This window comes from Paenibacillus sp. PsM32 (genome assembly GCF_030433815.1).
GTDB classification, from domain to species: Bacteria; Bacillota; Bacilli; order Paenibacillales; family Paenibacillaceae; genus Saccharibacillus; species Saccharibacillus kyungheensis.
Genome location: NZ_JARUWY010000004.1, coordinates 197743 through 221989 on the forward strand (window position 1 = coordinate 197743; position 24247 = coordinate 221989).

The following is a 24247-nucleotide window of genomic DNA, read 5'->3' on the forward strand; positions in this document are numbered from 1 at the left end:
TCTTTCAATCACCTTACAGCGCTGTAAGATAGCATTAACGCTGATATGATGGGAAAAGAATACGTACTGTTGTACCTTGATTTACCGTAGATTCTAGCTCCAACTGATGATCTAGTCGCTGAGCTGCTTCGTGTGTTAGGTATAAGCCCATACCTGTTGATTCTCGGAAATGCCGACCATTTTCGCCGGTGAAAAAAGGTTCAAATACACGCTTTATATCCGAAGCTGGAATCCCTACACCATAATCTTGTACTTCGATCACCGCTTGATGATCTACAATATATGAAGAAAGAATCACTTTATTGTTGGTGTGTGCCGAGTATTTGACCGCATTGACTACCAGTTGGGAAACCATAAAAAAGAGCCATTTCTGATCCGATTCTGTCCAGAGATCACCGTCTTTGATCTGCACATCAGGATACACTTGATTGCGAATAAAGAGACGCTTATGTTCTTGCACGACTTCACGGATTATTTCAGATAAAGAGATCGAGCGAATATGAAAATCCTGTTCAAATGTTCTTAAACGTGCCATATATAAAATCGTATTTAGCCCTGAACTCATCCGTTCCAGTTCTTCACGAATACTTGCAAATTCAGGTTCATCCACATCTTGTACTGTTAATTCGATCACAGATAATGGTGTCTTCATCTGATGTACCCATTGATTCATAAATGTTAAATGCTCTTGCTGTTGTTGATTAATCGTAGCAAGGCGTTGTTGGTAGTATCGATACTGCTGGCGTAGCAATTGTTCTAATGCTTCTGAGACAGGAGCTTGATCTAACTGCTGAACCGAATCATCTAATGAGAGTAGAGGCTCCTGTAAGCGCCGATAATAATGACGACGGCTGTAATACTGATAACATAAATATCCACCTAAGAAAAACAGCCCTAACATAATCGAATACAGAGCAGGGCCAACATTCCGGTATCCATCTAACCAATAAATGCTCATAACGGCACTAAATTGAATAATCTGAATAACGATTAACAGCGCATGTTCTTTCAAAAAAAGCTTCATAATCCATCATCCTGATTCCACGAAATATGCAGTCTGTAACCGATGCCGCGCACCGTTTCTACCGCATCCAATAGACCCAGATCAAGAAACTTTTTGCGTACACGAGTGATATTAACGTTCAGTGTATTTTCATCGACATAGGTCTGATCGTCCCATAACTTTTCAAGTAACGCTTCCCGGCTAGCTACACGTGGATGGCGTTCGATCAGACTTTCGATAATATCAGCTTCTTTTTTCGTTAATAATACGCTCTGATGGTTGTAATGAAGTTCTAGTCGTTCAGGGTATAAAGATAATCCTTCTTTATGCAAAATAATCTCTTCATGCTTGGAAGCATATTCTCCGTAAGCACGCCGTAGATGACTGCGAATTTTGGCCATGACGATACCATAATCAAACGGTTTGGTAATATAGTCATCGGCTCCATTTTCCAGAGCCATAATCTGATCCATTTCCCCTGCACGTGCCGAAATAAAGATCACCGGACAGATGGAATGGGCACGAATCTGACGACACCAGTAATACCCGTCATAACTGGGGAGATTCACATCCAGAAGTACCATATCCGGTTGCTCTTGTTGAAATTGTTGTAGCACATGTTCAAAGTCTGTGGTTACAATAACATGGTAGCCATATTTCACAATATACGATTGCAATAATTCAGCAATCTTACGATCATCTTCGACAATCAAAATAGTCTGCATGATTATTCACTCCTTACCTACAATTCATCGGTATTATTTAACCTAAAAAGAACTCTTTTCTATTTCATGTTATCGCAAACACGAAGAAAAGAGAGTCCTTTTTTTACATAAAAGAAGTATTCTAATTATTTATAGACTGGCAACCTGTCATGAGATGACGTAGCTCTCAACGGTAGAATAAATAGTTAGTGACGCAAATAGGATTGGACTACTGTGGGAATCTGGTCATAAGAAATTTCCTTATAAGATAGCACTTGTTGATTTTTGAGTGTTAATTGGAGATAAGCACCTTCACGTAATGAATGCATACCGAAAAATGTAATCGTTTGAGGGTTTCCTTTTTCATCCCATGCGGGTAATGTGTATTCGACAGTTGCATCCTGTGAGGATGGAGTATTAGAAGACGAATTATGAACTTGTACATAATAGATTTGCTTAGGAATCAACGGATTAAGTTTGGTCAGGTCGTTCTCAGATAATTGACTAACCAATGTGATCACAAGCAAGATAACTATCGTGAGTACAAATAGTAAAAGCTTAGTTCCGTTACGCATAATGATCGTTCCTTTCGTGTAGAGATGTTACGATCTACTTTACTAACCAACTAGCTATGTGTACTATCGATTTGGCTTACGTCTACCTTACAGTATTGTAAGTTGATTTATCGTACCAACCCGATATGCTAAAAAAGAAGTCTGAATGATCAAAATGGAACATAGACAACAGGAGGAAAATACGTGATTTATATATACAGTTTGACTGTCTTTTTTCTTATCTTGTTCGTTATCAATTACGCAATCGATCAGCGGCGGGTACGAAATGGAGTCTTTCTGACGATTGGAATATTGCTTCTTTTGTTCAGTTCGATTGTGTATGCAATCAGTAATCTGGATGGGGTTATTCCATATATCGGTCTATTATTAGTACTTATTCTAGTATTACTTGCTCCTGTCATGTTATTAGTGATTGGAATTGCACTGATCTACAATGGACGTACGTTATTATCCAAAGAAGGCTGGAAATTACCTAACTTGCTATCTTTGCTTGTAGGCATAGGGATAGCGACTTTACCTGTTATTACATTCCTGATGCCTTCGGTCGGTATTTTGCAACCTGTTATTATCTTTATTCAGTTATGCTTTGTGTATTATGGATTTTTATTTATTTGTTATCTGGTATCCTCCACTTTGTACAACCTCAACCGAGTAAAGCTCAATCAAGATTTTATTATTATTTTAGGCAGTGGATTGATTAAAGATCGGGTTCCCCCGCTATTGGCAAGTCGTATTGATCGTGCGATTACTTTTTATTATCGACAACAAAAAATACAATCACCCCCTCGATTTGTTGCTTCAGGTGGACAGGGTAGTGACGAAGCGATTGCTGAAGCAGAAGCGATACGCAATTATCTGCGATCCAAAGGAATCCCTAATGATCAGATTATTGTCGAAAATCAATCTGTAAATACACTACAAAATATGCAATTTTCCAAACAAAAAATGGATGCATTGATGGAAGGTAATCCATATTCCTGTATATTTGTGACGAACAATTTCCATTTATTCCGCGCAGGTATCTATGCACGAGAAGCAGGGATTACAGGCGATGGGGTAGGTTCACGTACTGCATTTTATTATTTACCAAATGCTTTTATCCGCGAATATATCGCTATTCTGGTAATGTACCGCAAAGTACATGTGATGATGACTGCTTTTATTTTGTTAACAGTGATAGGGCTTAGTCTGCTAAATATTAATCTAGTACGCTAAATAAATGATCAAAAAGATAAGACAACTGTGAAAATAGTTACAACCAAATACTACACTTCCCTGTAAGATAGTGAGCGGTGAAAAGGGGGAAGTGTGAATGGCAACGATTATCTCAAATATAGAAGTATCTCCAAGCGTGTATGTGATCAAGGTAGCAGGTCAATGGGCAGGAGCGATGGGACAATTTTATATGATACGTCATCGTGCTACACAGGGGATTGCTATAACCGATCCTTTGCTGTCTCGTCCGCTGAGTATTCATGATCAAGGCGATGATTATATCGCCTTTTTATATAGAGTGACAGGTAGAGGAACAGCTCTATTAGCAAGCTTATCGGTAGGACAGGAATTGCAATTGTCCGGCCCTTTTGGAAATGGATTCCCGGTCGTTGATCCTTCTGAATCGGTTGCTTTGGTTGGCGGAGGAATGGGAGTAGCGCCGTTACTATTAGCGGCTAAACATTACCGTCAGGCAGATATTTATGTAGGATTTAATCATCATTCGTTTGCGGTCGAGTCTTTCGAGCAGATCGTAGAGGACAGCCAGCAGATTCATATCACTCAGGGGCAACACACCAATATCGTTGATATCGTAGATCCTAGATTGTATTCAGTCATTATGGCATGTGGCCCTGCGGGTATGTTACAAGCTTTGGTTACAAAAATAAAATCACTCCATGCGCGCACATTATTATACATTTCAACAGAAAAACGAATGGCATGTGGTATCGGCGCTTGCCTCACTTGCTCAATTCGGACAGTGCATGGCAATGCTCGTGTGTGCAAAGAGGGCCCTGTATTTACAGCAGAGGAGGTGAACTGGAATGACCTCTCTCATATGTAATCTAGCAGGCGTAGCACTGCGTAATCCTATCATTATGGCTTCTGGAACATTCGGATTCGGACGAGAATATGGCGAGTTGTATGATCTCAGTATACTTGGCGGGATAGCGAGTAAAGGTCTGACGTTGCATCCACGTTCAGGCAATACCGGTTGTCGTGTGCAGGAGACTCCTTCGGGTATGATGAACAGTGTCGGGCTGGAGAATCCAGGAATAACGTCTTTTTTGGAAAATGAATTAGATTATATGGTTGCCAGTGGGGCGGTGGTAATTGCCAATTTGGGTGGAGCACATCTGGAAGAATACGTAACTGGTGCGGCGCAGATCAGCCAATCTTGCGATCTCCGTCAACGTTTGGGACAGAAGGCTGTTGATCTACTGGAACTGAATATTTCATGCCCGAATGTCAAAGAAGGCGGTATTCAATTCGGAGTCGATACCGAAGTGGCTCGTCAGATTGTACGTGCAGTTAGACAGGTTACTCGTATTCCGTTAATCGTCAAATTATCGCCCAATGCACAAGATATTGTCGCAATGGCGTACATGTGTGAGCAAGAAGGTGCGGATGCAGTATCGCTGGTGAATACCTTTTCAGCGATGAAGATCGATATTGCTCAGCGGCGTAGTGCTTTTCAAAATACGTATGCAGGTCTATCTGGCCCTGCGATCAAGCCGATAGCGCTACGAATGGTGCATCAAGTCTCTCAAGCACTCTCTATTCCAGTGATCGGGATGGGCGGGATTAGCTCTGTAGAAGATATCATTGAATATATTATGGCAGGCGCTGAAGCTGTGCAGATCGGGACGTATAATTTTGTGAATTTACATGCAGGTGAGGAATTGGTATCTGGATTGACAGCATGGATGGAAAAGGAAAAGGTACAGTCGCTAGACGAGATTCGTGGGATTGTTTGACTTCAATCGCAAATACCGATCTCTCAAATCAGAAAAGCGTATAAACAATAGAACATTCCAGCAAGTAGGGATACGTGGTGATGCCACAGACAATACAGCACCTACACAATAAGACCGCAGTCTGTCCCTACTTGTGATCTATTCATGGATAGAGTGAATATCCAATACTTCCTTTAAGTGTTCGGTATGAATCGTAGCCGAGCTGTTATCAAACTGTATTTTACTAATCCCTTCCCAGAGACAATGCTTACTGCGTAGCCCTTCGATAAAAGCATCCCAATGATCAAATTTCCACTGATCCCGTTCCAAGTTGCGTTCTTGCATACGTGTACGCAGTACTTTATCATCTACGGTAATCTGTAATACGACTAGATTTACACGTGTCTGTTGCCATCCATACTTGTCAATAAGGTTAGTAATATAGTGTGGATCAGGGAAATAGCTTAGAAATGGAGCATCCAGTACAACTGAGCGACCTAATTGCACATTATCATTCGCAATATTCAGCAAAGCCTGATACTCTAACGGCATCACCACTTCGCTATAGTAAGCACATCCATCACGATCGTTTCGTGAGTACCCTTTCAATTCTAACAATTCTCCAGTAAATGTATTACAAATGGTATCTTTATCCAAATAGCAATAATTATATTGTTGGGCTATCCATTGACCGATGGTAGACTTACCTGAACCAGCAGAACCTATCAAAAAAATTACAGTTGGTTGCAAAGTATGTTCCTCCTCAAGCAGGAATGATAAAATAATAAGATATAAAGCGATTTCAATATACAAAAGTACAAAATAAACAAAATAAACACTAATATATCGCACTCGTAGTTCGTATATACGAACTTGATTCGCAATATCGAATGAACATAAATAGAGTATAACGTTTTCATTTAGAATTCAAGTCCTTTTCATAGGAGAATTATAAAATAATTTTTTTGTCGAAAATGATTGAATTTCCAAAATGTTATCTATATAATGGGGTCATAGTTCGAAATAGCGAAACTAGTTCACATATACGAACTTTAAAAGATAGTGCTTTTAAGGAGTCTATATGGATAAAATTCGTGTGAACAAATCAGCAGAACGGGTTGTCGATCTTTTGGTACTGTTATCTAAAAGTAGTTCGCCTCTGACGTTAAATGAAATCTGTAAAGAACTGGGGCTACCCAAAAGTAGTGCTTTTGAGTTAGTACAGACTTTGCTATATAAAGGTTTTATTGAGTTGGATGATGCGCGCCTGAAAACGTATCGTCTGGGGCTAGGTATTTTTGAGACAGGGATGGCTTATGTGTCCAACCTTGGCATTCCACATCTGGCAAGACCGCTATTACAAGAACTGAATCGTCAAACTGGCAGTACTGTATTTCTTGGTATAGAAGACAAAGGTAAAGTCGTATATCTAGACAAAGCAGAAAGTTATTCTGTGATGCGACCTACAGCCAAATTAGGCTCAAGAAGATATATTCATACAACTGGACTGGGCAAAGCGTTATTAGCAGCTATGCCTGATGATAAAGTTCAACATATTCTAGGGGATAGTGAATTACCTGCCAGAACATCATATTCCAAAGTTACGATACCAGACTTATTGCAAGATTTGCGAGCGATTCGTGAGCGTGGATATTCGATTGATGATCGCGAAGATAACTTGGAGATGTACTGTATTGCTTCAGCAATCTATGATCAATGGAATCATCCTGTTGCTGCGATTAGTGTAGCCAGTATGTATTCCGGTATGAATCCTGAACGCGAGCAAATGATTGTTCGTCTTGTACAAGAAGCGGCTCTAAAATTATCGAATCAGCTTGGGTATAGTGGTCATCGTTTGTATCCGAATCAGATATAAAAGTAGACATATTAATATAGCTATAGGTGCTATATCCGTTATTGGAGGACAGAATTATGTGGAGAAAGTTGGAGAATCTCAACCGGATCGCAGATACAGGCATTGTATTGATTATTCGTCTGGATGATGAACAAGAAGCACTCGCTGTAGCCGAAGCTGCTGTAGCAGGTGGAATCAAAGCATTAGAAATTACAATGAGTGTTCCGAATGCACTTGATGTTATTCGGACATTAGCCCGAAAGTATAAAGGTGCTGATGTATTGGTTGGAGCAGGTACGATTCTAGATGCGGAGACAGCTAGAGCGGCTATTCTGGCAGGAGCTGAATTGTTAGTTAGCCCACAATTGAATCCAGCTATGATCAAAATGGCGAATCGTTATCAAGCGGTGACGGTGAGCGGAGCGTATACACCGACTGAAATTTTAGAAACATTAGAAGCAGGAGCAGATATCGTCAAATTATTCCCTGCCGAAACATTAGGACCTCAATATGTAAAATCGGTAACAGCGCCATTATCTCAAGCACCAATCACCCCAACAGGTGGAGTCACACCACAAAATGTACATGAATGGCTAGAAGCTGGATGTATCGGTGTAGGTGTAGGTAGTTATATTACCAAAGCCGCGCAAAAAGATGGAGACTATAGTAAAGTCACTGCGGCAGCTCAAGAATTTTTAGCAGCTGTTGCGCAAGCACGTTCTTCTATCAAATAAAGTATTTATGGATAATGCCGGCTATATAGCCGGACAGATCCACTTTTTCGTTCAGTAATTGAACAATACAACAAGTTTTTAATAAAGCATTTTCTGCAAGCGGATACAAATATGAATAAAGTCATCACTGTTCTATACATGCCACCAAATAAGCAACAAACTTAAAAAGATTAATATTCTTTTAACAACGTATAGATGATATATATGAAAAGTGGGAAAGAATAAGGAGAGTGTATTCTTATGGCAAAATTAAGTACTATTTCTCAAGCAACATCTACGATCCCTACCCAAAAACCTCGCTTACGCTGGGGGATTATTTTGCTATTATTGCTTGGAGCGGTAGTGAATTATTTGGATCGGTCGAATCTAAGTATTGCCAACACTACAATTGCTGCTGAATTTGGATTGTCAGCTACACAGATGGGTCTGTTATTATCTGCTTTTCTATGGCCGTATGCACTGGCGAATCTACCTGCGGGCTGGTTAGTCGATCGCTTTGGTCCGAAAAAGATGTTTGCTTGGGCTTCAGGATTATGGTCTGCTGCAACAATTATAAGCGCATTTGTGAATTCATATTCATTGCTATATGCGATGCGGATGTTGCTCGGCGTATCAGAATCTCCTTTTTTCACATCAGGGTTGAAAGTAACAGGCAAATGGTTTGCTAAAAATGAACGTGGATTACCGACTTCGATTATTAATACGGGCTCACAGATTGCGAATGCGATTGCTCCTCCATTATTAACCATCTTGATGTTGACGATGACGTGGAGAGGCATGTTTATTTTTATCGGGGTGATTGGATTTATTATTATGTTGATCTGGCTCAAAGTGTATCGTGATCCGACACTAGCAGAGAAACAGTGGATCAATGAAGCAGATACACCTGTAGAACCAGAGCAAGAACCAGTAACAACTTCAACCGAAGCATCGCCAGCCAAATGGTCTGGCTTGTTCAAGCATCCCAGCACATGGTTTATGATTATAGGTAACTTTGGTATCATGTTTACAATCTGGGTGTATTTAACGTGGTTGCCAAGTTATTTAGAGAAAGAGCAAGGATTTACACTAAAAGAAACAGGCTGGATTGCTTCGATTCCATTTGTGGCAGGGATTATTGGAGTGTTGCTCGGCGGTTTCATTTCAGATTATTTTATTCGTAAAGGCGTTGCTCCTGTAACTTCGCGTAAAGTGCCTATCGTTGGTGGAGCGATTCTAGCAGCCGCTTCCGTAGCTCCGATTCCATTTATAGATAATACGACACTGAGTATTGTATTGTTATCGATTGGCTATTTTGCTTCACAACTACCTTCGGGTGTGATCTGGACACTTGCAGCGGATATCGCGCCAAGTGAACAAGTCGCTTCACTCGGTGCGATCCAGAACTTCGGTGGATTTTTGGGAGCCGCACTTGCTCCTGTCGTCACCGGATATATTTTGGATACCACGGGTAGCTTCAATAATGTATTTTTGCTTGGAGCAGGATTGCTTGTGATGGGCGCTATTTCTTACGGTGTCTTTTTAAAAAAGCCTATTAGTACGGTAGTGTAACATTTAATAATTGTAGAAAATGTAGATAAAAACCGCTGATAGTAGTAAGAACTCTTTGGCGGTTTTTTTTGTGTATATTTAATTTTGTTATAAGATCTGTACAGTTGTAGAAAGGAGGAGAAGCACATTGATATACATTTATTACATTTGGATTATGGCCTCTACTATTGTTTCTTCCTACGGAGTAATGATTTATTGGCCAAGTAGTTCTTTGAAAGATGAATTTCTACTGTTTAATAATCTTGCCACAGTGATTATATTTCTGCCTGCTTTTTATATCTTATTTTTCTCTATCCTCTTGCAGGTTCTTTTATATTTCAATTCGTATCAAAACAGAGTAAAAACGTATATTGGTAGTATGTATATCCTTAACTTTGTAGTACTGATGATTATCGCAGGATATGAAGAATACGTTCTTTCTTTTATATTTATTGTTTTTATGGCTTCTGCTATCGGGTTAGCTCATTTGTTCATCTCTATTTTATTGAATCCTATATTAAAGCAGAAAATAATTTGAAAAAATGGTTTGTTGAAGGAGAATATCTTATAAAAGGCTATTCTCTTATGAAAATGTGAAAATTATTCTTGAAACGTTACATGAATACGTGTAGTATACATATATAATTTTATACAGATTGCGTGAGAAATCGGCAATCAACCTCATATAATATTGGGAATATGGCCCAAAAGTTTCTACCGGATCACCACTGTAATGATCTGACTATGAGTGAAGCATGTATTGAAGCATAGCGATAACATTCGCTTGGGATCAATACAGACTTTTGTTATGTGATACGGATCATATTTTTTATAATTGGACATGATGATTATAGATGACCGATACAGACAGACTTCACTTGAGAGCAATCACTCAAGGAAGTCTGTCTTTTTTTATTTCCCCCCAAATTACATCGTTATTCTAAAGGAGAGAGACCATATGAAAGAATTACAAGAACGTATTCGTCAGGAAGGACAGATTTTGTCCGAAAAGGTATTGAAAGTGGACTCATTTCTGAATCATCAGGTGGATACTGGATTAGCGGTTGAGATCGGCAAAGAATTCGCCCGACTTTTCGCCCATGAAAAGATCACCAAAGTGTTAACGATTGAAGCAAGCGGGATTCAATTTGCGATGGCAACGGGAATTGCTTTGGGTGTTCCTTTCGTCTATGCCAAAAAGAAAAAAGCGATCACGCAAGGTGATGTGGTCTATGCGGCTTCTGTACATTCATTTACTAAGCAAGAAACGTATCAAGTGACCATCGTCCAAAGTTATCTGAATAAAGAAGATCGTATCTTGATCGTGGATGATTTCTTAGCCACAGGAGCGGCGCTAGTTGGGTTAGCAGATATTGTAGAAGCTTCAGGAGCAACATTGGTTGGTGTCGGTTGTGTGATCGAGAAGACATTCCAGGAGGGACGCGGACTACTGGAAGAACGCCAGATTCCGATTCAATCGCTGGCACGCATTTCATCGATGTCTCCAGGGCATGTTGATTTTATTGAGGAGACACCATTGGTTCCTTCTCTGGTGACCGTAGCTTCTGGAAATGAGGATTCTCCATGTTAAGCAGACGCAAAATATTTACACTAGGGCTTCAACATGTGATGGCGATGTATGCAGGTGCGATTGCTGTACCACTTATTGTTGGTGGAGCACTTCATCTGACTGCCGAACAAATGGCTTATCTTATCGCCGCTGATTTATTTACCTGCGGGATTGCTACATTGCTACAAGTACTAGGAACACGTTATTTTGGTAGTGGTTTGCCGGTTGTATTGGGATGTACGTTTACTGCTGTAGGACCGATTATTGCCATCGCGTCGACCTCGAATCTCGCCACTGCCTATGGAGCGATTATTTTATCTGGATTATTCGTCGTCTTGATCGCGCCATTATATGGTCGACTGCTTCGCTTTTTCCCGAAAATCGTTACCGGTTCGGTAGTAACGATTATAGGTTTATCTTTGATTCCAGTTGCAATGAACAATGTAGCAGGCGGACAAGGCAGTAGTGATTTTGGCGCACCTCGTAATCTTATGCTTGCCCTAATAACGTTATTAGTGATTTTGTTAGTCAATCGTCTGGCTAAAGGATTTTTGCGTTCGATCTCGGTATTGGTCGGATTATTTGTTGGTACTGTAGTGGCGTATAGTATGGGAATGGTGCATTTCGGATCGGTTGGGGAAGCTTCTTGGGTACGTGTAGCACAGCCTTTTTACTTCGGTATACCGGAATTTAGCTTAACCGCCATTGTTACGATGGTCATTGTTAATATTGTGAGTATGGTTGAATCGACAGGGGTGTATATTGCGGTCGGGAAAGCGATTGAGCAGAAAGTCGAGCAAAAACAGATCGTCAACGGACTTCGTTCTGAAGGTCTAGCGATTATGTTAGGTGGATTTTTCAATGCTTTTCCGTATACAGCGTTCTCTCAAAATGTCGGGCTAATCTCGCTTACCAAAGTCAAAACACGTAATGTCATTTTTGCAGCATCCGGCATTATGATTGTACTGGGTTTATTGCCGAAATTAGCAGCTCTTACGACTGTGATTCCAAATGCAGTATTAGGCGGAGCGATGATCGTGATGTTCGGATCGGTAGCGGCATCGGGTATCTCGATCCTGTCAGAAGTGAATTTGCGTAATGATCGCAATCTGATGATCGTAGCATGTAGTATTGCTGTTGGATTAGGTTCTGCGGTATTGCCAGATATGTTCGGTCAATTGCCAAGCTTTGCTCAGACTCTTTTGCAAAACGGGATCGTGACCGGTTCGATTACAGCGGTCTTGTTAAATATTATTTTATCGCGTAAAGGTGAAATGTTCGACAATCCAGAGGACAATGAAAATTCAAGTGCTATGGCATCTGATGCTGGAGATAGCACACAGGTGAAGACAGGGATTTCTTCGCAAACCACGTAATATTTGTACAAATTCATATCTACTAAGCCGTTACTGTAAACTATGCAGTAACGGCTTTTTTGTGCTACCCAGTCATGAGTGTGGATTATAGATAGCTATCCGTAAAAAGTTGGTCAAATAAAGTAAATAACAGTATAGTATTTTTTAAATAGTGATTGTGGGAGCGGATGAGGTGAAGCAATGAACAAAACAGAGCGCATGTTAGCGATTGTACTGGAGCTTCAGCGCAAATCGTGGGTACGTGCAGAAGATTTAGCGAGTACCTTTGAGATCAGCGTACGAACGATCTACCGCGATATGCAGGCACTCAGTGAAGCAGGTGTGCCATTGCTTGGTTCTCCCGGGCAAGGGTATTCGTTAATGGAAGGGTACTTTTTGCCACCGGTTCATTTTACAGCCTCTGAAGCAGTATCTTTGTTAATCGGTACCGATTTTGTAGAACAGCAATTCGGACAACATTATCGCCGTAATGCAGAAGTGGCAAGGCGCAAAATCGAATCTATTTTGCCAGCTATCGTACGTGAACAATCGAATCCAATGCGTGAAGGGATTCGCTTATTGGCTCAAAAAAGAACACCAGCGACAGTAGACGACAGGCAATATATTGAACCGATCGGACAAGCGATTGTCCAAAAACGCAAATTACAATTTGGATATAGTAAGCCACATCACTCTGCTATTACACGAACAGTCTGTCCATACGGTCTAGCCTTTAATACGAATCATTGGGTACTGGTAGCTTATTGTGAATTACGGCAAGATATTCGGCATTTTCGGTTGTCACGTATTTCTGATCTGGTGGAATTAACGGATAGCTTTGTGTTACCCGAGCATTTCAAATTGTCCGAGTACCGCCCGCCTGATGATCGGAACATGGTGATACGTTTACAATTTGATCCTCATATGACCGAACGTATTCAAGAAGTAGGCAATTTTTATATCGAAAAAATAGAAGAAGAACCATCTGCTACGATCGTTACGCTACGTGTACGGCAGGTAGAAGATGTGCTTTTCTGGATATTGAGTTGGGGAGATCAGGTGACTGTGTTAGACCCGACATCGTTGCGATTACAAATGATTGAAAAAATAAATAATATGTTAAAACGCTACTGACATAATGTTGTCAGTAGCGTTTTTGTATAGTAAATACAAATCAACCGCTCAGATCGCTACTTCAGATCGTGAAGCGCCCAAGGAGAGATATCGATGGATACGAAAAAGGTACTGCAACAATTTGAACAGGAAGTCGATCAGTATATTCAAGCGTTGGAACCGTATAGTATTGAACAGTTAACGTTACAACCTGAGGCAGAACAATGGTCACTCGGTCAAATGTACAATCATTTGATACAATCGGCGCAACAGATGCATCTTGCCAATATTGATACCTGTATCAAGCGTCAGCAAGCAGAAGAAGAGATTACCGAAGTGAACTACAAAACCTATGCAGGGGAAGCAATACTGGAATTAGGCAATTTTCCACCTATTCGTGTACAGGTTCCAGCTTCTCCATTTTATACACCTACACAACCTTCTACCAAAGCCGAATTGCTAGAAGGATTAGAACAAGTACGTGCACGTATGCAGAATATAGAGCCTCTTTTAGCGACAGTGAATCCACAATATACAGTGGCTCATCCACGCTTTGGGCATTTAAACGCTCAGGAATGGTTTACGATTATTGATATGCATTACCGTCATCACTGGCTTCAAAAAAATCGATTAGATCAATTTTTGGGAATGACAGTATAACAAGTTTAATAATATCGAAATAGCAAAAACACGACTGCCTATAATCGTAGTCGTGTTTTTGTATATTTTATTTATCACATGTATACGCTAAGTGCCATGATTATACGTCTTGTTCTTCTAGCAAAGGCACTACAAAATCACGAAATACATCAAGCGGTGTACGCTTGCGTTTGAATCGGTCTGCTGATACTGTAACGACTAGCTCGTAAGAAGGCACAACGACAATATACTGTCCGCCGAATCCTAGCGCATAATAATAGGGAATATCGACTTTGGGCTGGCTGTCCAATGTAAAAGAAGAATGCCACCAGTGCCAACCGTAGTGTGCTTTTTGCGGACTATCTACAGCGATTAGCGGGCTTGTAGCATGTCGTACAGTAGATGATTGAATCAATGGGTGCCCGTTCACTTGACCTTCATGTAAATACAACAATCCAAATTGTAGCATCGCTGCTGGAGGTAGTTGCAGTCCAAATCCACCTGTATGTACACCTTGCGGATCAGTCTCCCAGATATAATGAGTAATACCCAATGGTGCAAATAGATGCTGTTCAGCAAAAGAAGCTACCGATTGCCCTGACGTGCGTGCTAGAATCGTTGCTAACAACTGCGAACAACCTGAATTGTATTCCATCACGGTGCCAGGCTCATGAACAAGCGGTTGCGACAGTACAAATTCAATCCAATTGGACGTTTTGCTCATTGTAGGAAATGAATGTTGTCCTCCAAATTCAGTCCAGTTGAATCCAGCAGACATCGTAAGTAACTGCTCGATTGTAATTTGAGCTTTACGTGGATCAGGATCTTGATGAAGCTGTGGAAAAAAAGTAGAGATCGCTGTATCTGGCGCAGGCATAATGCCTTGATCAATCGCTATACTCACCAAGCTAGACAATATACTTTTGGTACAGGAATTGATTTTGAGTGGAATCTCTTTTTGATCAGGCTCACGATAATAATCTAAAATTTGCACGCCCTGTTGGACGATCAGACAACTATATAATTCTCGCTCAGTCAGTTGAGAGATGAGCGGTGTAGTATCGATCAATTTCATAGAAATGGTACCTCCTTTGAGATCATTGCTCTTCTCATCATAAAACAAAAACAAGCGTTGTGAAGCGATAACAGAATCGTTACAGCTTCACAGCGCTTGTTCGATAGGACTATCTTTTATAGATCCGAAAGTAGATCGTATGGGTGTTCTATCTGCTAATTCTATTTACTTAACGGGTTGGTTCAACAGTTCCACTTCAGCCATCGCTAGAATAAAAGCACCGATTCCTTTGGGATCGTTACAGATAATCGGTTCGCTAATATAGTAAGCATAGGTGCCATCGCGTTTGTCTTTACCACCAAGCCCAGCAACCTGACAAGTTTTATTCAGATTGATCAGACCTTCTTCGGTGATCGTGATAAATTCCTCAATAATTCCGTTGCGAATCTGCTCCATTTTGACACGATAGCGTTCGGGTAGATAACCTTTACGCAGTCCTTTGGTAACAGCATACAGAATCATACAAGAAGCGGACGATTCTAGATAATTGCCTTTCGCATCTGGCAAATTCAGAACTTGATAAAACACACCACTCTCTTGATCTTGTACTTTCATCAATGCTTCCATCGTTTCTGTAAGCATCTGAATAATAGCATCCCGATCTTCATGATCTTCTGGCAAAATATCCAATACATCGACCAATGCCATCACAAACCAGCCGATTGAACGTCCCCAGAAATTTTTGGATAGCCCTGTTTCAGGATCACACCACGGTTGCTCTTTTTTCTCATCCCATGCGTGATAGAGCAGTCCTGTCTGTGGATCACGTGTATGTTGATAGCATAATTTGAATTGTTGCGTCACATCGCTATAGTCTTTGATATCGGCAAATTCACGAATGTATTCGGCGTAGAATGGAGCACCCATATACAGCCCATCTAACCAGATTTGGTACGGATAAATTTGCTTATGCCAGAATGCGCCTTCACTGGTACGTGGATGATTCATCAATTGCTGACGTAGCAGATCTGCGGCGATACGATACCGCTCTTCACCGGTTGCACGATACAGAGGGAATAATAATTTACCATTGTTCACGTGATCAATATTGTATTCGTCAACCGTATAACCACGAATACTGCCTGCTTCTTCAATAAAAAAGTCCATATTAGTACGAATATAATCTAAGTATTTGTGATCTTGCGTTAACTCGTAGACCAGTTCCATTCCTTTGAAAATAACACCGTTGTCGTATTCCCATTTGTGCTTTAATTCAGGAGTACGTTGCATCACAGAATCGCTCATTCGTGCAGCCCAATTTTGAATCGTGTCTACATCATATACTGTACTTGTCATTACACTATTCACCTCAATCATTAATTTGTGTTGCATTTTATTTACTTGTTATTGGAATATAAGTAAATAGAAGTGCTTACATAATAAAGCGGAAAAAGTTGAAATAACGACTAGTTAAGCGGATATTGCTTACTGTCACTATTGTACACTGCATTGAGTGTAGATAACAGAAGTACATACTTTCCAAAGCGCTTTTATTATGTTTTGACAGGAATACTTTGATCGCGAGGAACGTTTTTGTAACCTACATTATTGTGTCCCCAACAGCGTTCATAAGCAAATCCAGTCAGTTGTTCAAAAATAGTACGTGTCTCAGGTGTAGCGTCTTGCATAGAACCGCCTGCTTTGAGTCGATCAATCTCGGCAATCATTTTTTTGTGATTATCAATCGTCAATTTCATTACAAGTGTAGCCAAAATACCGACAATCGCTAAAATAATCGTTCCAAATACGAGTACCCCGAAAATAGCATGTTGCGCGCTGACCGGTTGTGTTAATGCTTTGGAGACAAAGCCAAAGTACTGTAATACCCAGCCGAGAATAAATACAACGACAGCTCGAACCATTTTACCTGCAAATGTCATCATCCCTGCGTAGATGCCTTCTCGTCTGCGTCCGGTGAGCGCTTCATCGACATCGGCTAGAAATGTATATTGATTCCATGGAATATAATAGACACCGCCTGTACCCAGACCCATAAATAAAGTGATCACATACAACCAGACCATCATATTAGAAGCACCGGTCAGATACAGAATACCGTATCCTGCGACACTGAAGCAGACAATCGTAAGTGCCATAATAAATGGCATTTTGAATCCTTTACGTACACAGAATTGGATAAAAAAGTAGGTAGAGATCAACTGAATAACCGAGTTAAAGCTGTTAAGATTGGATACTTGTTCTGAACTTTGAAATAAAGAAAATACAATAAAATACGTAAATGCAGATGTGAATAACCATTCTGCTGAAAATCCACCTAGATACATCCCCAAATGATGACGGAACGTTTTGACCCGAAACGTTGAAGAAATATCGATAAACAGTTTTTTCATTGAATCGATAAATGACAGTGGAGCTTCATCTGCCAATTCTTTTTGCAATTCTTCAGATGGACGTTCCCATGTGTTTTTATACAGAAAGATCAATGCTACAATCAATAATCCGGCAAACACCAAGCCTGTATAAAAGAACGGTAACGGTGAATCTTTGCCATATTCAGCGATAAAGCGTCCGGGAATAAAAGCAGCCGCAAAGTTCGCCATTTTACCAAACATCGCTTTCCAGCCTGTGAGACGTGAACGTGCTCCAAAATCACGTGTCATCTCTGATGCAAGTGCTTCATAAGGAACCATTACCGATGTATAAATCAATTCAAATAGTACGTAGGTAGATAAGTAATACCAGAATCCAAAACCATCCATCCACATTAACGGATAGACTAGCATTAAAGGAATACCTAGCATAATAAAAAATTTACGTCGTCCAAACCGTCGCCCGAGTCGTGTCCGGTGGAAATTGTCGCTGACAAAACCCATAATAGGATTACTGACTGCATCAACAATACTCGCAATCGAAAAGATTAATGCTGCTTGAACAGGAGATAGTCCGCAAAAAGTAGTATAAAAGTATAATAACCATGCTCCACTAACAGCCAGTGCACCACTTCCTAAGATGTTACCGCTCCCATAAGCAAGTGTATGACGTGTCTTAATCGTTCGTTCCATTGTGAATGGCACCTCGCTTTATAATGACTATCATATGTAACTCCTCTTTACCTCTATTATACCTTAATTGTTAACGTTAACATTTTCCTCCTTTCGTTGTAATCTCAATAGTTTTTAGATAACCATTTGAACCCATAAGAACCTTAATACACATAAATAAACCAATTAATAACATTATTCTACATCATTTAGGAAAAGGCTTACAACAATAATTTTTACAGCATCTATATCTAAAATGGTATATGATATTGATTTCCTCTTTCATCGGTCTTTTAAAAAAGATGTATTTGAAGAGTAGGATGAAGGTTTACAAAGGATGTATAATCATCTAGAATACGTTCAGACTCATTCACATTACCGCATAAAAGGAGTAAACCATGAACCCTATACAATATATTTTGCAACACTTTCCGCTTATGGTGTTGGATGGAGCAATGGCAACCGAATTAGAGCGTCAGGGCGCTGATCTGAATGATAGTCTCTGGTCTGCCAAATTATTAATTGAAAATCCTGAATTGATCGCAGATGTGCATCGTCAATATTTTGAAGTAGGCGCAGATTGTGCGATAACGGCTAGCTATCAAGCGACTATCGAAGGCTTTGTTGCTAGAGGATACACAGAACAAGAAGCTATTCATTTAATACAAAAATCAGTGCAAATCGCTGTAGAAGCTAGAGACCAGTTCTGGGCAACCTATGTGCAAAAATATCGTACAGAGCAACCGATCGAAGGATCAGCGGATACACTCCAACCAAACGATCAATATGATCGTCCTAAGCCACTTGTTGCTGCTTCTGTTGGGCCTTATGGAGCTTTCTTAGCAGATGGTTCTGAATATCGAGGAGACTATGATCTCACTGAACAGCAATTGATCGATTTTCACCGTCCACGGATTCAATTATTAATCGAAGCTGGAGCAGATATTTTAGCTTGTGAAACGATTCCTTGTCTGGTCGAAGCACGTGCGATCGTCAAAGTGCTGGAAGAGTTCCCAGGTTCCTATGCATGGATTAGCTTCAGTGCCAAAGACCAACAGCATATTAGCAATGGAGAACGTATAGCCGATTGTGCAAAATGGTTACACACTCATGAGCAAGTAGCGGCAGTGGGTATTAACTGTACAGCGCTTGAATATATTCCATCACTGATCGAGCAGATCGCTACAAGCACCGATAAGCCTATTGTTGTCTATCCGAACTCGGGTGAACAATATGATCCGGTGACCAAAACATGGCATGGTAACTCTTGTGATCAACATTACGGGCAACAAGCACATCAATGGTATAACAAAGGCGCGCGTCTTATCGGCGGTTGTTGTCGTACGACACCCCAAGATATTGCTCAAATTAAAGAAATTATGAACTAACGAAATAGATTCTGTCAAAGGTTTGCTATTTTTGAAGATAAGCTAGGAAAGGTCGGGGGACGATGGCATTAGAGCAAGAGCAAGTTGAAGCAACAGGTACAGAAGAAGGTACTTTTCAGCGGAAAATGAAAAGCCGACATCTAGTGATGTTGTCTTTGGGTGGAGTTATCGGCACAGGGTTATTTCTAAGTTCTGGTTATACGATCAATCAAGCAGGGCCACTTGGAACGATTCTTGCTTATCTAGTGGGCGCTGTGATTGTGTATTTAGTGATGTTATGTCTAGGAGAGCTATCGGTGCATATGCCGGTTACAGGAGCTTTTCATGCGTATGCTGCCAAGTTTATCGGGCCGGGTACAGGTTATATGGTGGCATGGATGTACTGGTTAACATGGACAGTAGCGCTCGGTTCTGAATTTACCGCAGCAGGGTTGTTGATGCAGCGCTGGTTCCCGGACACATCGGTCTGGATGTGGAGTGGCGTATTTGCTTTACTTGTGTTTCTGTTAAATGCTTTTTCAGTGCGTTTTTTTGCAGAAGCCGAGTTCTGGTTTTCAGGGATCAAAGTCGCTATTATTTTACTGTTTATTATATTAGGTGGAGCTGCTGTGTTTGGTGTTATTCCGATGCGAGAAGCAGGAGCGGGTGCACCGTTATTTAGTAATTTCACAAGTGATGGCGGGCTATTTCCGAACGGGATTTTGCCGATCTTTATGGCGATGTTATCAGTGAATTTTGCGTTTTCCGGTACAGAATTAATCGGGATAGCGGCAGGGGAAAGTGTAGATCCAGACAAAACGATTCCGCGCGCGATCAAAGCAACAGTCGGAAGATTGATCATCTTTTTTGTCGGTACGATTTTTGTTCTGTCTGCGTTGATTCCGTGGCGAGATGCAGGGGTGATCGAAAGTCCATTTGTTGTTGTATTTGATCGAATTGGGATTCCATATGCAGCAGATATTATGAACTTTGTGATTATTACAGCGTTATTGTCTGCGGCGAATTCAGGGCTATATGCTTCTTCACGGATGTTATGGTCGTTATCTAAAGAAAAAATGTTGCCTTCTGTATTTTCACGTCTGACTTCATCAGGTATTCCACTGAACGCGATGATTATCAGTATGGTTGGTGGTGGATTATCGCTGTTATCTAGTGTTGTTGCGCCGGACACGATCTATATTTTCTTAGTATCGGTATCAGGGTTCGCTGTCGTGGTCGTCTGGATGGGAATTGCGGCTTCTCAATACATGTTCCGTCGTCAATTTGTGCGTGATGGGCATCATCTTAGCGAGCTGAAGTACCGGACACCACTGTATCCGATTGTGCCGATTGCTGCATTTGTACTTTGTTTTGCTTCTTGTATCGGGATTGCTTTTGATCCCAATCAAAGTCTTGCTTTTTATTGTGGAATTGCCTTTATGGTGCTGTGTTATCTGGCGTATTATATCCAGAATAGAAGAGGAAAAAAGGCACTTTGAGTGATATACTGAAATGAGCAAGCAAGGCTAGTATAGCGGTAAAAGAACAGCGGAGGGACTTACACTAATGAAAAATATTTTGTTTATCAATACAGGCGGTACTATTTCTTCTTCTGGCGAGCAAGGTGGAGGACTTACTCCTACTCAATCCGCAGAACATATTGTTGCCGCTGTGCCAGAACTCAAAGATATTTGTAATATTGAAGCGATGACTTTGATGAGTGTAGACAGCACCAATATTCAGCCGGAAGAATGGGTGACGATTGCTCAGACCGTCCATGAACATTTGCCTCATTACGATGGCATTGTTATTGCTCATGGAACAGATACGATGGCATATACAGCAAGCGCACTTAGCTTTATGTTAGGTGCACTGGATAAGCCTGTGGTCATTACAGGTTCTCAAGTATCCGTACTGGCAGAGCATAGTGATTCACGTATTAATATCAAAGATGCGTTCCGTACAGCATCCACTGAATTATCCGGCGTATTCGTTGTTTTTAATGGCAAAATCATTAATGGAGCACGTGCTTCTAAAGTCAGAACCAAAAGCTACAATGCATTTGAAAGTATTAATCATCCGTATATCGGTTATTTGGAAGAAGATTCGATTGTCTATAATGACATTCCACATACTCAGCGTCCAGCAGGGCATGTATACAATGATCATTATTCGCCTAATGTATTTCTACTCAAATTGATTCCTGGTATGCAACCTGATATTTTCGATGCGGTCAAAGCGTTAGGATATAAAGGAATTATCGTTGAAGGATTCGGTATGGGTGGTGTACCTTTCAAAGAAATCAATCTAATCGATAAGATCGAAGAGTTGGTTAAAAGCGGCATCAGCATTGTAGTCACTACTCAGTGTCTATATGAAGGTGGCGATCTGACGATCTATGAAGTCGGGCAAAAGGTACTCGAAAAAGGTGTTATCCCTTGCTACGATATGACTACCGAAGCACTAACAACCAAAATGATGTGGGTGCTTGGTCAGACAGACCATCCAGCTGAAGTAGAGCGAATGATGGCGACCAATTATGTCGATGAGATTACGATGCCGATTCGATAAAGAAGGTAATCGTCCAGTCGTTACATTGAAATACTAGATCATACACTGGAATACAAGTGAAGCTATACTAAATGAAACCCTGCTCCTGAATCACTAAGGAAGCAGGGTTTTTCATATACCGCTACATCTTTTTTGTCAAAGTTAGATAGAGTCACATTTTATAATTTAGGTGGGAACCAGATATGACGCAGATCGACCCAGCCCTGACTGTTAAAAGTAACTCCGCGTACAGAAGGAAGATATGTCGTCTGAAAAGGCTTTTCATATAAAATATGCAATTGATATTCTGCCAGTAATCGATCTTCGATCTGCTGAAAATATTGAGTACGGATCAGCGGATCAGGTTGCCGCTGAATCTGTTCTAACAAATGCTCAATATCGATCACCGTATGATGCTCCACATGACCGGCTAATGTGCGATAGAGATCGAATAATCGTAGTTGCTCATCTTGATCTCTTGTCAGTGAAAAGACGATGAGATCGGATTCCATCCGCACACTGCCTTTAAATTGCTCTACAGGCGTAGATACCACATTACACTGATACCCTGCTTGCTGTAGCGTATCTGCAATCCAGTGTGCATCTTTGCGATATTGTGGAATCGTGAGGATTCGAAGCGGTGTCTCGGCGATCTGTGCTATCGTTGCTTGATCCAGTTCAGGATGAAGCTTTTTAGGATAACTGTAGTTAGAACGGCTATTCATATCCAAAGAATCATGAGATGCAGAAGAAGTATTGTTATTCGTAGTAGAATTGTTTTCTGTATAATTTTCGATGTGATCGGAACTATTTTCGAAGATAGTGCTGGTTATCGCTAAAGACTCTGCTTCACGCGCATATTGCAGGCACCGACTGATATGAGCGCGAATATGCGGATCACGTAGTAATCCTTCTTTGCGCGTATTATAGGTGACGAATTTGCGTACCGTTACAGGGGAATGCATCTGGCTCCAAGCGCCTTGTTCTGATGCCGAACCCGAGGTATGCTGATGCATCATATGAAAAGGAGATTGACGATCAGGCTGTTCTAGCTGATCGGGTGCTACATTCCATGGGATATGAATAATCTCCACCTGATCCAGATGTGCTCGTCCTTGAAAATGAGGCTTAAAAACTTCCAGCACACAGTTATCTTTACTCATTTCAACCATCCGAAAAGGGCCTGTACCGCTAGGCTTCACTCCGAATAATTCTTCTCCTCTTCGGTTCAATCCGTTCGGTACTATTGCCGCTCGACTGGTACACAAAAAAGGCAAAAACAATTCACTCGGTTGTTTCAATATGATCTGCACTGTATTGTTGTTGAGCGCGTGTACAGACTGTATTTGTTTGGCGATAAAGCGATATAACATCGGTTGCGAAGTCTCCATTAATCGCTGAAATGTATACACAATATCGTCTGCTGTCATCATTTGCCCGTGATGGAACATGACTTCTTTTCGTAGAAAAAATGTCCACACTGTACGTTGTTCATTCACTTCCCAGGCATGTGCAAGATGAGGAATAATCTGCTGTGAATGTGAAGCTTGTCGTACCAATCCATCAAAAATATGACTGGATACAAACGATTCGGCTAGCAAATTCATATATAGCGGATCGACAGTATGAATCTGCTGACGAATCGGTAATCGTAGCGTATCGACCTGTCGATTGCGTTGTATTTCGGAATGGGGGCCGAAGTAGCCAAAAAGCCAATCTTGTACCCTATTTTCTAATGTAGAGGATTGAGCATATTGCCGAATCTCGGTTAACGTCTGCTGAATGTCTTTGCGCTGAATCGTCTGCATCATCGACTCAATAGCGATTTCTTCAGGCTGAATACTAAAAGTCAGTGTCGATCGCCGTCCACGTCCACGTTGTGAACTCCACTTGATCCATCCTTGTTCTGTCATTCGTGTGATTAAATTCAGAGCGTTACGATGGGTACACTCAAATGTAGTCGCTAACTCATCTAATGTAATCTGCACTTCGCTATGCTGACCATACTGTGAATGTAATAACAAAAACTGATGATGTAATTTCATAGGGATTATACTCCTTGGGTTACATGCTGGGGACCGCTTCGGGCAAGGAATCGTCCTGTCGATCGCTGTTGTAGCCGGATTTTTTGGATAACCGCTGTAGCGGTCAAAATCCGGCTACAAAGGAGAACGCTTCGCTTCTTACGGACGATTTCTTTCCCTCCGCTCCGAGCATGGAGACA

At 40.9% G+C, this 24247-nt stretch carries 21 protein-coding genes and 1 riboswitch; of the genes, 13 read left to right on the forward strand and 8 right to left on the reverse strand.

The window, feature by feature from the left end; genetic code table 11:
• Window positions 1-34 precede the first annotated feature (34 nt).
• From QCD85_RS10960 to QCD85_RS10970, 3 genes are all read right to left on the reverse strand, one after another.
• Entirely contained in the window at window positions 35-1024 is a 990-nt protein-coding gene (locus tag QCD85_RS10960; protein WP_301262610.1) for a sensor histidine kinase, read from the reverse strand.
• Window positions 1021-1728, reverse strand: coding sequence for a response regulator transcription factor (locus QCD85_RS10965; RefSeq protein WP_301262611.1), 708 nt, complete (start codon window positions 1726-1728; stop codon window positions 1021-1023). Before QCD85_RS10965 ends, QCD85_RS10960 begins: the two co-directional genes overlap by 4 nt.
• A gap of 185 nt (window positions 1729-1913) precedes the next feature.
• Window positions 1914-2282: a YxeA family protein gene (locus QCD85_RS10970; RefSeq protein ID WP_301262612.1), complete on the reverse strand. Its 369-nt coding sequence runs from the start codon at window positions 2280-2282 to the stop codon at window positions 1914-1916.
• A 183-nt stretch (window positions 2283-2465) separates the two neighbouring features.
• Here QCD85_RS10970 and QCD85_RS10975 point away from each other — a divergent pair, with 183 nt between their 5' ends.
• The 3 genes from QCD85_RS10975 (at window position 2466) to QCD85_RS10985 (ending at window position 5254) form a co-directional block, all read left to right on the forward strand.
• Window positions 2466-3497 carry a YdcF family protein gene (locus QCD85_RS10975; protein ID WP_273614135.1) on the forward strand — a complete coding sequence of 344 codons (1032 nt, stop codon included), beginning with the start codon at window positions 2466-2468 and terminating at the stop codon, window positions 3495-3497.
• Between the two features lie 97 nt (window positions 3498-3594).
• Window positions 3595-4341 carry a dihydroorotate dehydrogenase electron transfer subunit gene (locus QCD85_RS10980; RefSeq protein ID WP_301262613.1) on the forward strand — a complete coding sequence of 249 codons (747 nt, stop codon included), beginning with the start codon at window positions 3595-3597 and terminating at the stop codon, window positions 4339-4341.
• A complete protein-coding gene (locus tag QCD85_RS10985) occupies window positions 4322-5254 on the forward strand; it encodes a dihydroorotate dehydrogenase (RefSeq protein WP_301262614.1) in 933 nt (310 codons plus the stop codon). The genes QCD85_RS10980 and QCD85_RS10985 overlap by 20 nt, the downstream gene beginning before the upstream one ends.
• Window positions 5255-5392: 138 nt before the next feature.
• Here QCD85_RS10985 and QCD85_RS10990 read toward each other — a convergent pair whose 3' ends face one another.
• Window positions 5393-5983 carry an AAA family ATPase gene (locus tag QCD85_RS10990; RefSeq protein ID WP_301262615.1) on the reverse strand — a complete coding sequence of 197 codons (591 nt, stop codon included), beginning with the start codon at window positions 5981-5983 and terminating at the stop codon, window positions 5393-5395.
• A 331-nt stretch (window positions 5984-6314) separates the two neighbouring features.
• On the opposite strand from QCD85_RS10990, the gene QCD85_RS10995 reads away from it, so the two are divergent.
• The 7 genes from QCD85_RS10995 to QCD85_RS11025 all read left to right on the forward strand — a co-directional run bounded on the left by QCD85_RS10995 (window position 6315) and on the right by QCD85_RS11025 (window position 14050).
• A complete protein-coding gene (locus tag QCD85_RS10995; RefSeq protein ID WP_301262616.1) occupies window positions 6315-7109 on the forward strand; it encodes an IclR family transcriptional regulator in 795 nt (264 codons plus the stop codon).
• Between the two features lie 56 nt (window positions 7110-7165).
• The gene (locus tag QCD85_RS11000; protein ID WP_301262617.1) at window positions 7166-7822 is read left to right on the forward strand and encodes a bifunctional 2-keto-4-hydroxyglutarate aldolase/2-keto-3-deoxy-6-phosphogluconate aldolase; all 657 of its coding nucleotides are present in this window, start codon (window positions 7166-7168) and stop codon (window positions 7820-7822) included.
• A gap of 240 nt (window positions 7823-8062) precedes the next feature.
• Window positions 8063-9373, forward strand: a complete 1311-nt coding sequence (locus QCD85_RS11005) for an MFS transporter (RefSeq protein WP_301262618.1) — start codon at window positions 8063-8065, stop codon at window positions 9371-9373.
• A gap of 640 nt (window positions 9374-10013) precedes the next feature.
• Window positions 10014-10117, forward strand: a riboswitch (purine riboswitch).
• Window positions 10118-10310: 193 nt separating this feature from the next.
• Window positions 10311-10943 carry a xanthine phosphoribosyltransferase gene (locus QCD85_RS11010; RefSeq protein ID WP_301262619.1) on the forward strand — a complete coding sequence of 211 codons (633 nt, stop codon included), beginning with the start codon at window positions 10311-10313 and terminating at the stop codon, window positions 10941-10943.
• Window positions 10937-12298 (forward strand): nucleobase:cation symporter-2 family protein, encoded by a 1362-nt coding sequence (locus tag QCD85_RS11015; protein WP_274171461.1) that lies wholly within the window; start codon window positions 10937-10939, stop codon window positions 12296-12298. The genes QCD85_RS11010 and QCD85_RS11015 overlap by 7 nt, the downstream gene beginning before the upstream one ends.
• Window positions 12299-12478: 180 nt before the next feature.
• A complete protein-coding gene (locus QCD85_RS11020) occupies window positions 12479-13411 on the forward strand; it encodes a helix-turn-helix transcriptional regulator (RefSeq protein ID WP_301262620.1) in 933 nt (310 codons plus the stop codon).
• Between the two features lie 93 nt (window positions 13412-13504).
• Window positions 13505-14050 (forward strand): DinB family protein, encoded by a 546-nt coding sequence (locus tag QCD85_RS11025; protein WP_273614129.1) that lies wholly within the window; start codon window positions 13505-13507, stop codon window positions 14048-14050.
• A 100-nt stretch (window positions 14051-14150) separates the two neighbouring features.
• Here the strand turns inward: QCD85_RS11025 and QCD85_RS11030 are convergent, their stop codons facing one another.
• The 3 genes from QCD85_RS11030 to QCD85_RS11040 form a co-directional block, all read right to left on the reverse strand.
• Window positions 14151-15104, reverse strand: a complete 954-nt coding sequence (locus QCD85_RS11030; protein ID WP_301262621.1) for a serine hydrolase domain-containing protein — start codon at window positions 15102-15104, stop codon at window positions 14151-14153.
• 165 nt (window positions 15105-15269) lie between these two features.
• On the reverse strand, window positions 15270-16400 hold the full coding sequence (locus tag QCD85_RS11035) for a glycoside hydrolase family 88/105 protein (RefSeq protein WP_301262622.1): 1131 nt from the start codon (window positions 16398-16400) through the stop codon (window positions 15270-15272).
• 197 nt (window positions 16401-16597) lie between these two features.
• Window positions 16598-18127: an MFS transporter gene (locus QCD85_RS11040; protein ID WP_274171464.1), complete on the reverse strand. Its 1530-nt coding sequence runs from the start codon at window positions 18125-18127 to the stop codon at window positions 16598-16600.
• 377 nt (window positions 18128-18504) lie between these two features.
• Here QCD85_RS11040 and mmuM point away from each other — a divergent pair, with 377 nt between their 5' ends.
• From mmuM to QCD85_RS11055, 3 genes are all read left to right on the forward strand, one after another.
• Complete coding sequence (gene mmuM / locus QCD85_RS11045; RefSeq protein WP_301262623.1) at window positions 18505-19494, forward strand: homocysteine S-methyltransferase; 990 nt, start codon at window positions 18505-18507, stop codon at window positions 19492-19494.
• A 62-nt stretch (window positions 19495-19556) separates the two neighbouring features.
• Window positions 19557-20972 carry an amino acid permease gene (locus tag QCD85_RS11050; protein ID WP_301262624.1) on the forward strand — a complete coding sequence of 472 codons (1416 nt, stop codon included), beginning with the start codon at window positions 19557-19559 and terminating at the stop codon, window positions 20970-20972.
• 67 nt (window positions 20973-21039) lie between these two features.
• Window positions 21040-22044 carry an asparaginase gene (locus QCD85_RS11055; protein WP_301262625.1) on the forward strand — a complete coding sequence of 335 codons (1005 nt, stop codon included), beginning with the start codon at window positions 21040-21042 and terminating at the stop codon, window positions 22042-22044.
• 158 nt (window positions 22045-22202) lie between these two features.
• Here QCD85_RS11055 and QCD85_RS11060 read toward each other — a convergent pair whose 3' ends face one another.
• Window positions 22203-24068: an ABC transporter substrate-binding protein gene (locus tag QCD85_RS11060; RefSeq protein WP_301262626.1), complete on the reverse strand. Its 1866-nt coding sequence runs from the start codon at window positions 24066-24068 to the stop codon at window positions 22203-22205.
• Between the last annotated feature and the right edge of the window lie 179 nt (window positions 24069-24247).

Excerpts from the sequence above, each read along its gene's own strand:
- QCD85_RS10995 (WP_301262616.1), top strand. The coding sequence starts at position 6,315 with ATGGATAAAATTCGTGTGAACAAATCAGCAGAACGGGTTGTCGATCTT.
- QCD85_RS11050 (WP_301262624.1), top strand. The coding sequence starts at position 19,557 with ATGGCATTAGAGCAAGAGCAAGTTGAAGCAACAGGTACAGAAGAAGGT.
- QCD85_RS10960 (WP_301262610.1), bottom strand. The coding sequence starts at position 1,024 with ATGAAGCTTTTTTTGAAAGAACATGCGCTGTTAATCGTTATTCAGATT.
- QCD85_RS10970 (WP_301262612.1), bottom strand. The coding sequence starts at position 2,282 with ATGCGTAACGGAACTAAGCTTTTACTATTTGTACTCACGATAGTTATC.
- QCD85_RS10980 (WP_301262613.1), top strand. The coding sequence starts at position 3,595 with ATGGCAACGATTATCTCAAATATAGAAGTATCTCCAAGCGTGTATGTG.
- QCD85_RS11055 (WP_301262625.1), top strand. The coding sequence starts at position 21,040 with ATGAAAAATATTTTGTTTATCAATACAGGCGGTACTATTTCTTCTTCT.
- QCD85_RS10965 (WP_301262611.1), bottom strand. The coding sequence starts at position 1,728 with ATGCAGACTATTTTGATTGTCGAAGATGATCGTAAGATTGCTGAATTA.
- QCD85_RS11010 (WP_301262619.1), top strand. The coding sequence starts at position 10,311 with ATGAAAGAATTACAAGAACGTATTCGTCAGGAAGGACAGATTTTGTCC.
- mmuM (WP_301262623.1), top strand. The coding sequence starts at position 18,505 with ATGAACCCTATACAATATATTTTGCAACACTTTCCGCTTATGGTGTTG.
- QCD85_RS11005 (WP_301262618.1), top strand. The coding sequence starts at position 8,063 with ATGGCAAAATTAAGTACTATTTCTCAAGCAACATCTACGATCCCTACC.
- QCD85_RS11040 (WP_274171464.1), bottom strand. The coding sequence starts at position 18,127 with ATGGAACGAACGATTAAGACACGTCATACACTTGCTTATGGGAGCGGT.
- QCD85_RS10985 (WP_301262614.1), top strand. The coding sequence starts at position 4,322 with ATGACCTCTCTCATATGTAATCTAGCAGGCGTAGCACTGCGTAATCCT.
- QCD85_RS11030 (WP_301262621.1), bottom strand. The coding sequence starts at position 15,104 with ATGAAATTGATCGATACTACACCGCTCATCTCTCAACTGACTGAGCGA.
- QCD85_RS11060 (WP_301262626.1), bottom strand. The coding sequence starts at position 24,068 with ATGAAATTACATCATCAGTTTTTGTTATTACATTCACAGTATGGTCAG.
- QCD85_RS11025 (WP_273614129.1), top strand. The coding sequence starts at position 13,505 with ATGGATACGAAAAAGGTACTGCAACAATTTGAACAGGAAGTCGATCAG.
- QCD85_RS11015 (WP_274171461.1), top strand. The coding sequence starts at position 10,937 with ATGTTAAGCAGACGCAAAATATTTACACTAGGGCTTCAACATGTGATG.
- QCD85_RS11000 (WP_301262617.1), top strand. The coding sequence starts at position 7,166 with ATGTGGAGAAAGTTGGAGAATCTCAACCGGATCGCAGATACAGGCATT.
- QCD85_RS11035 (WP_301262622.1), bottom strand. The coding sequence starts at position 16,400 with ATGACAAGTACAGTATATGATGTAGACACGATTCAAAATTGGGCTGCA.
- QCD85_RS11020 (WP_301262620.1), top strand. The coding sequence starts at position 12,479 with ATGAACAAAACAGAGCGCATGTTAGCGATTGTACTGGAGCTTCAGCGC.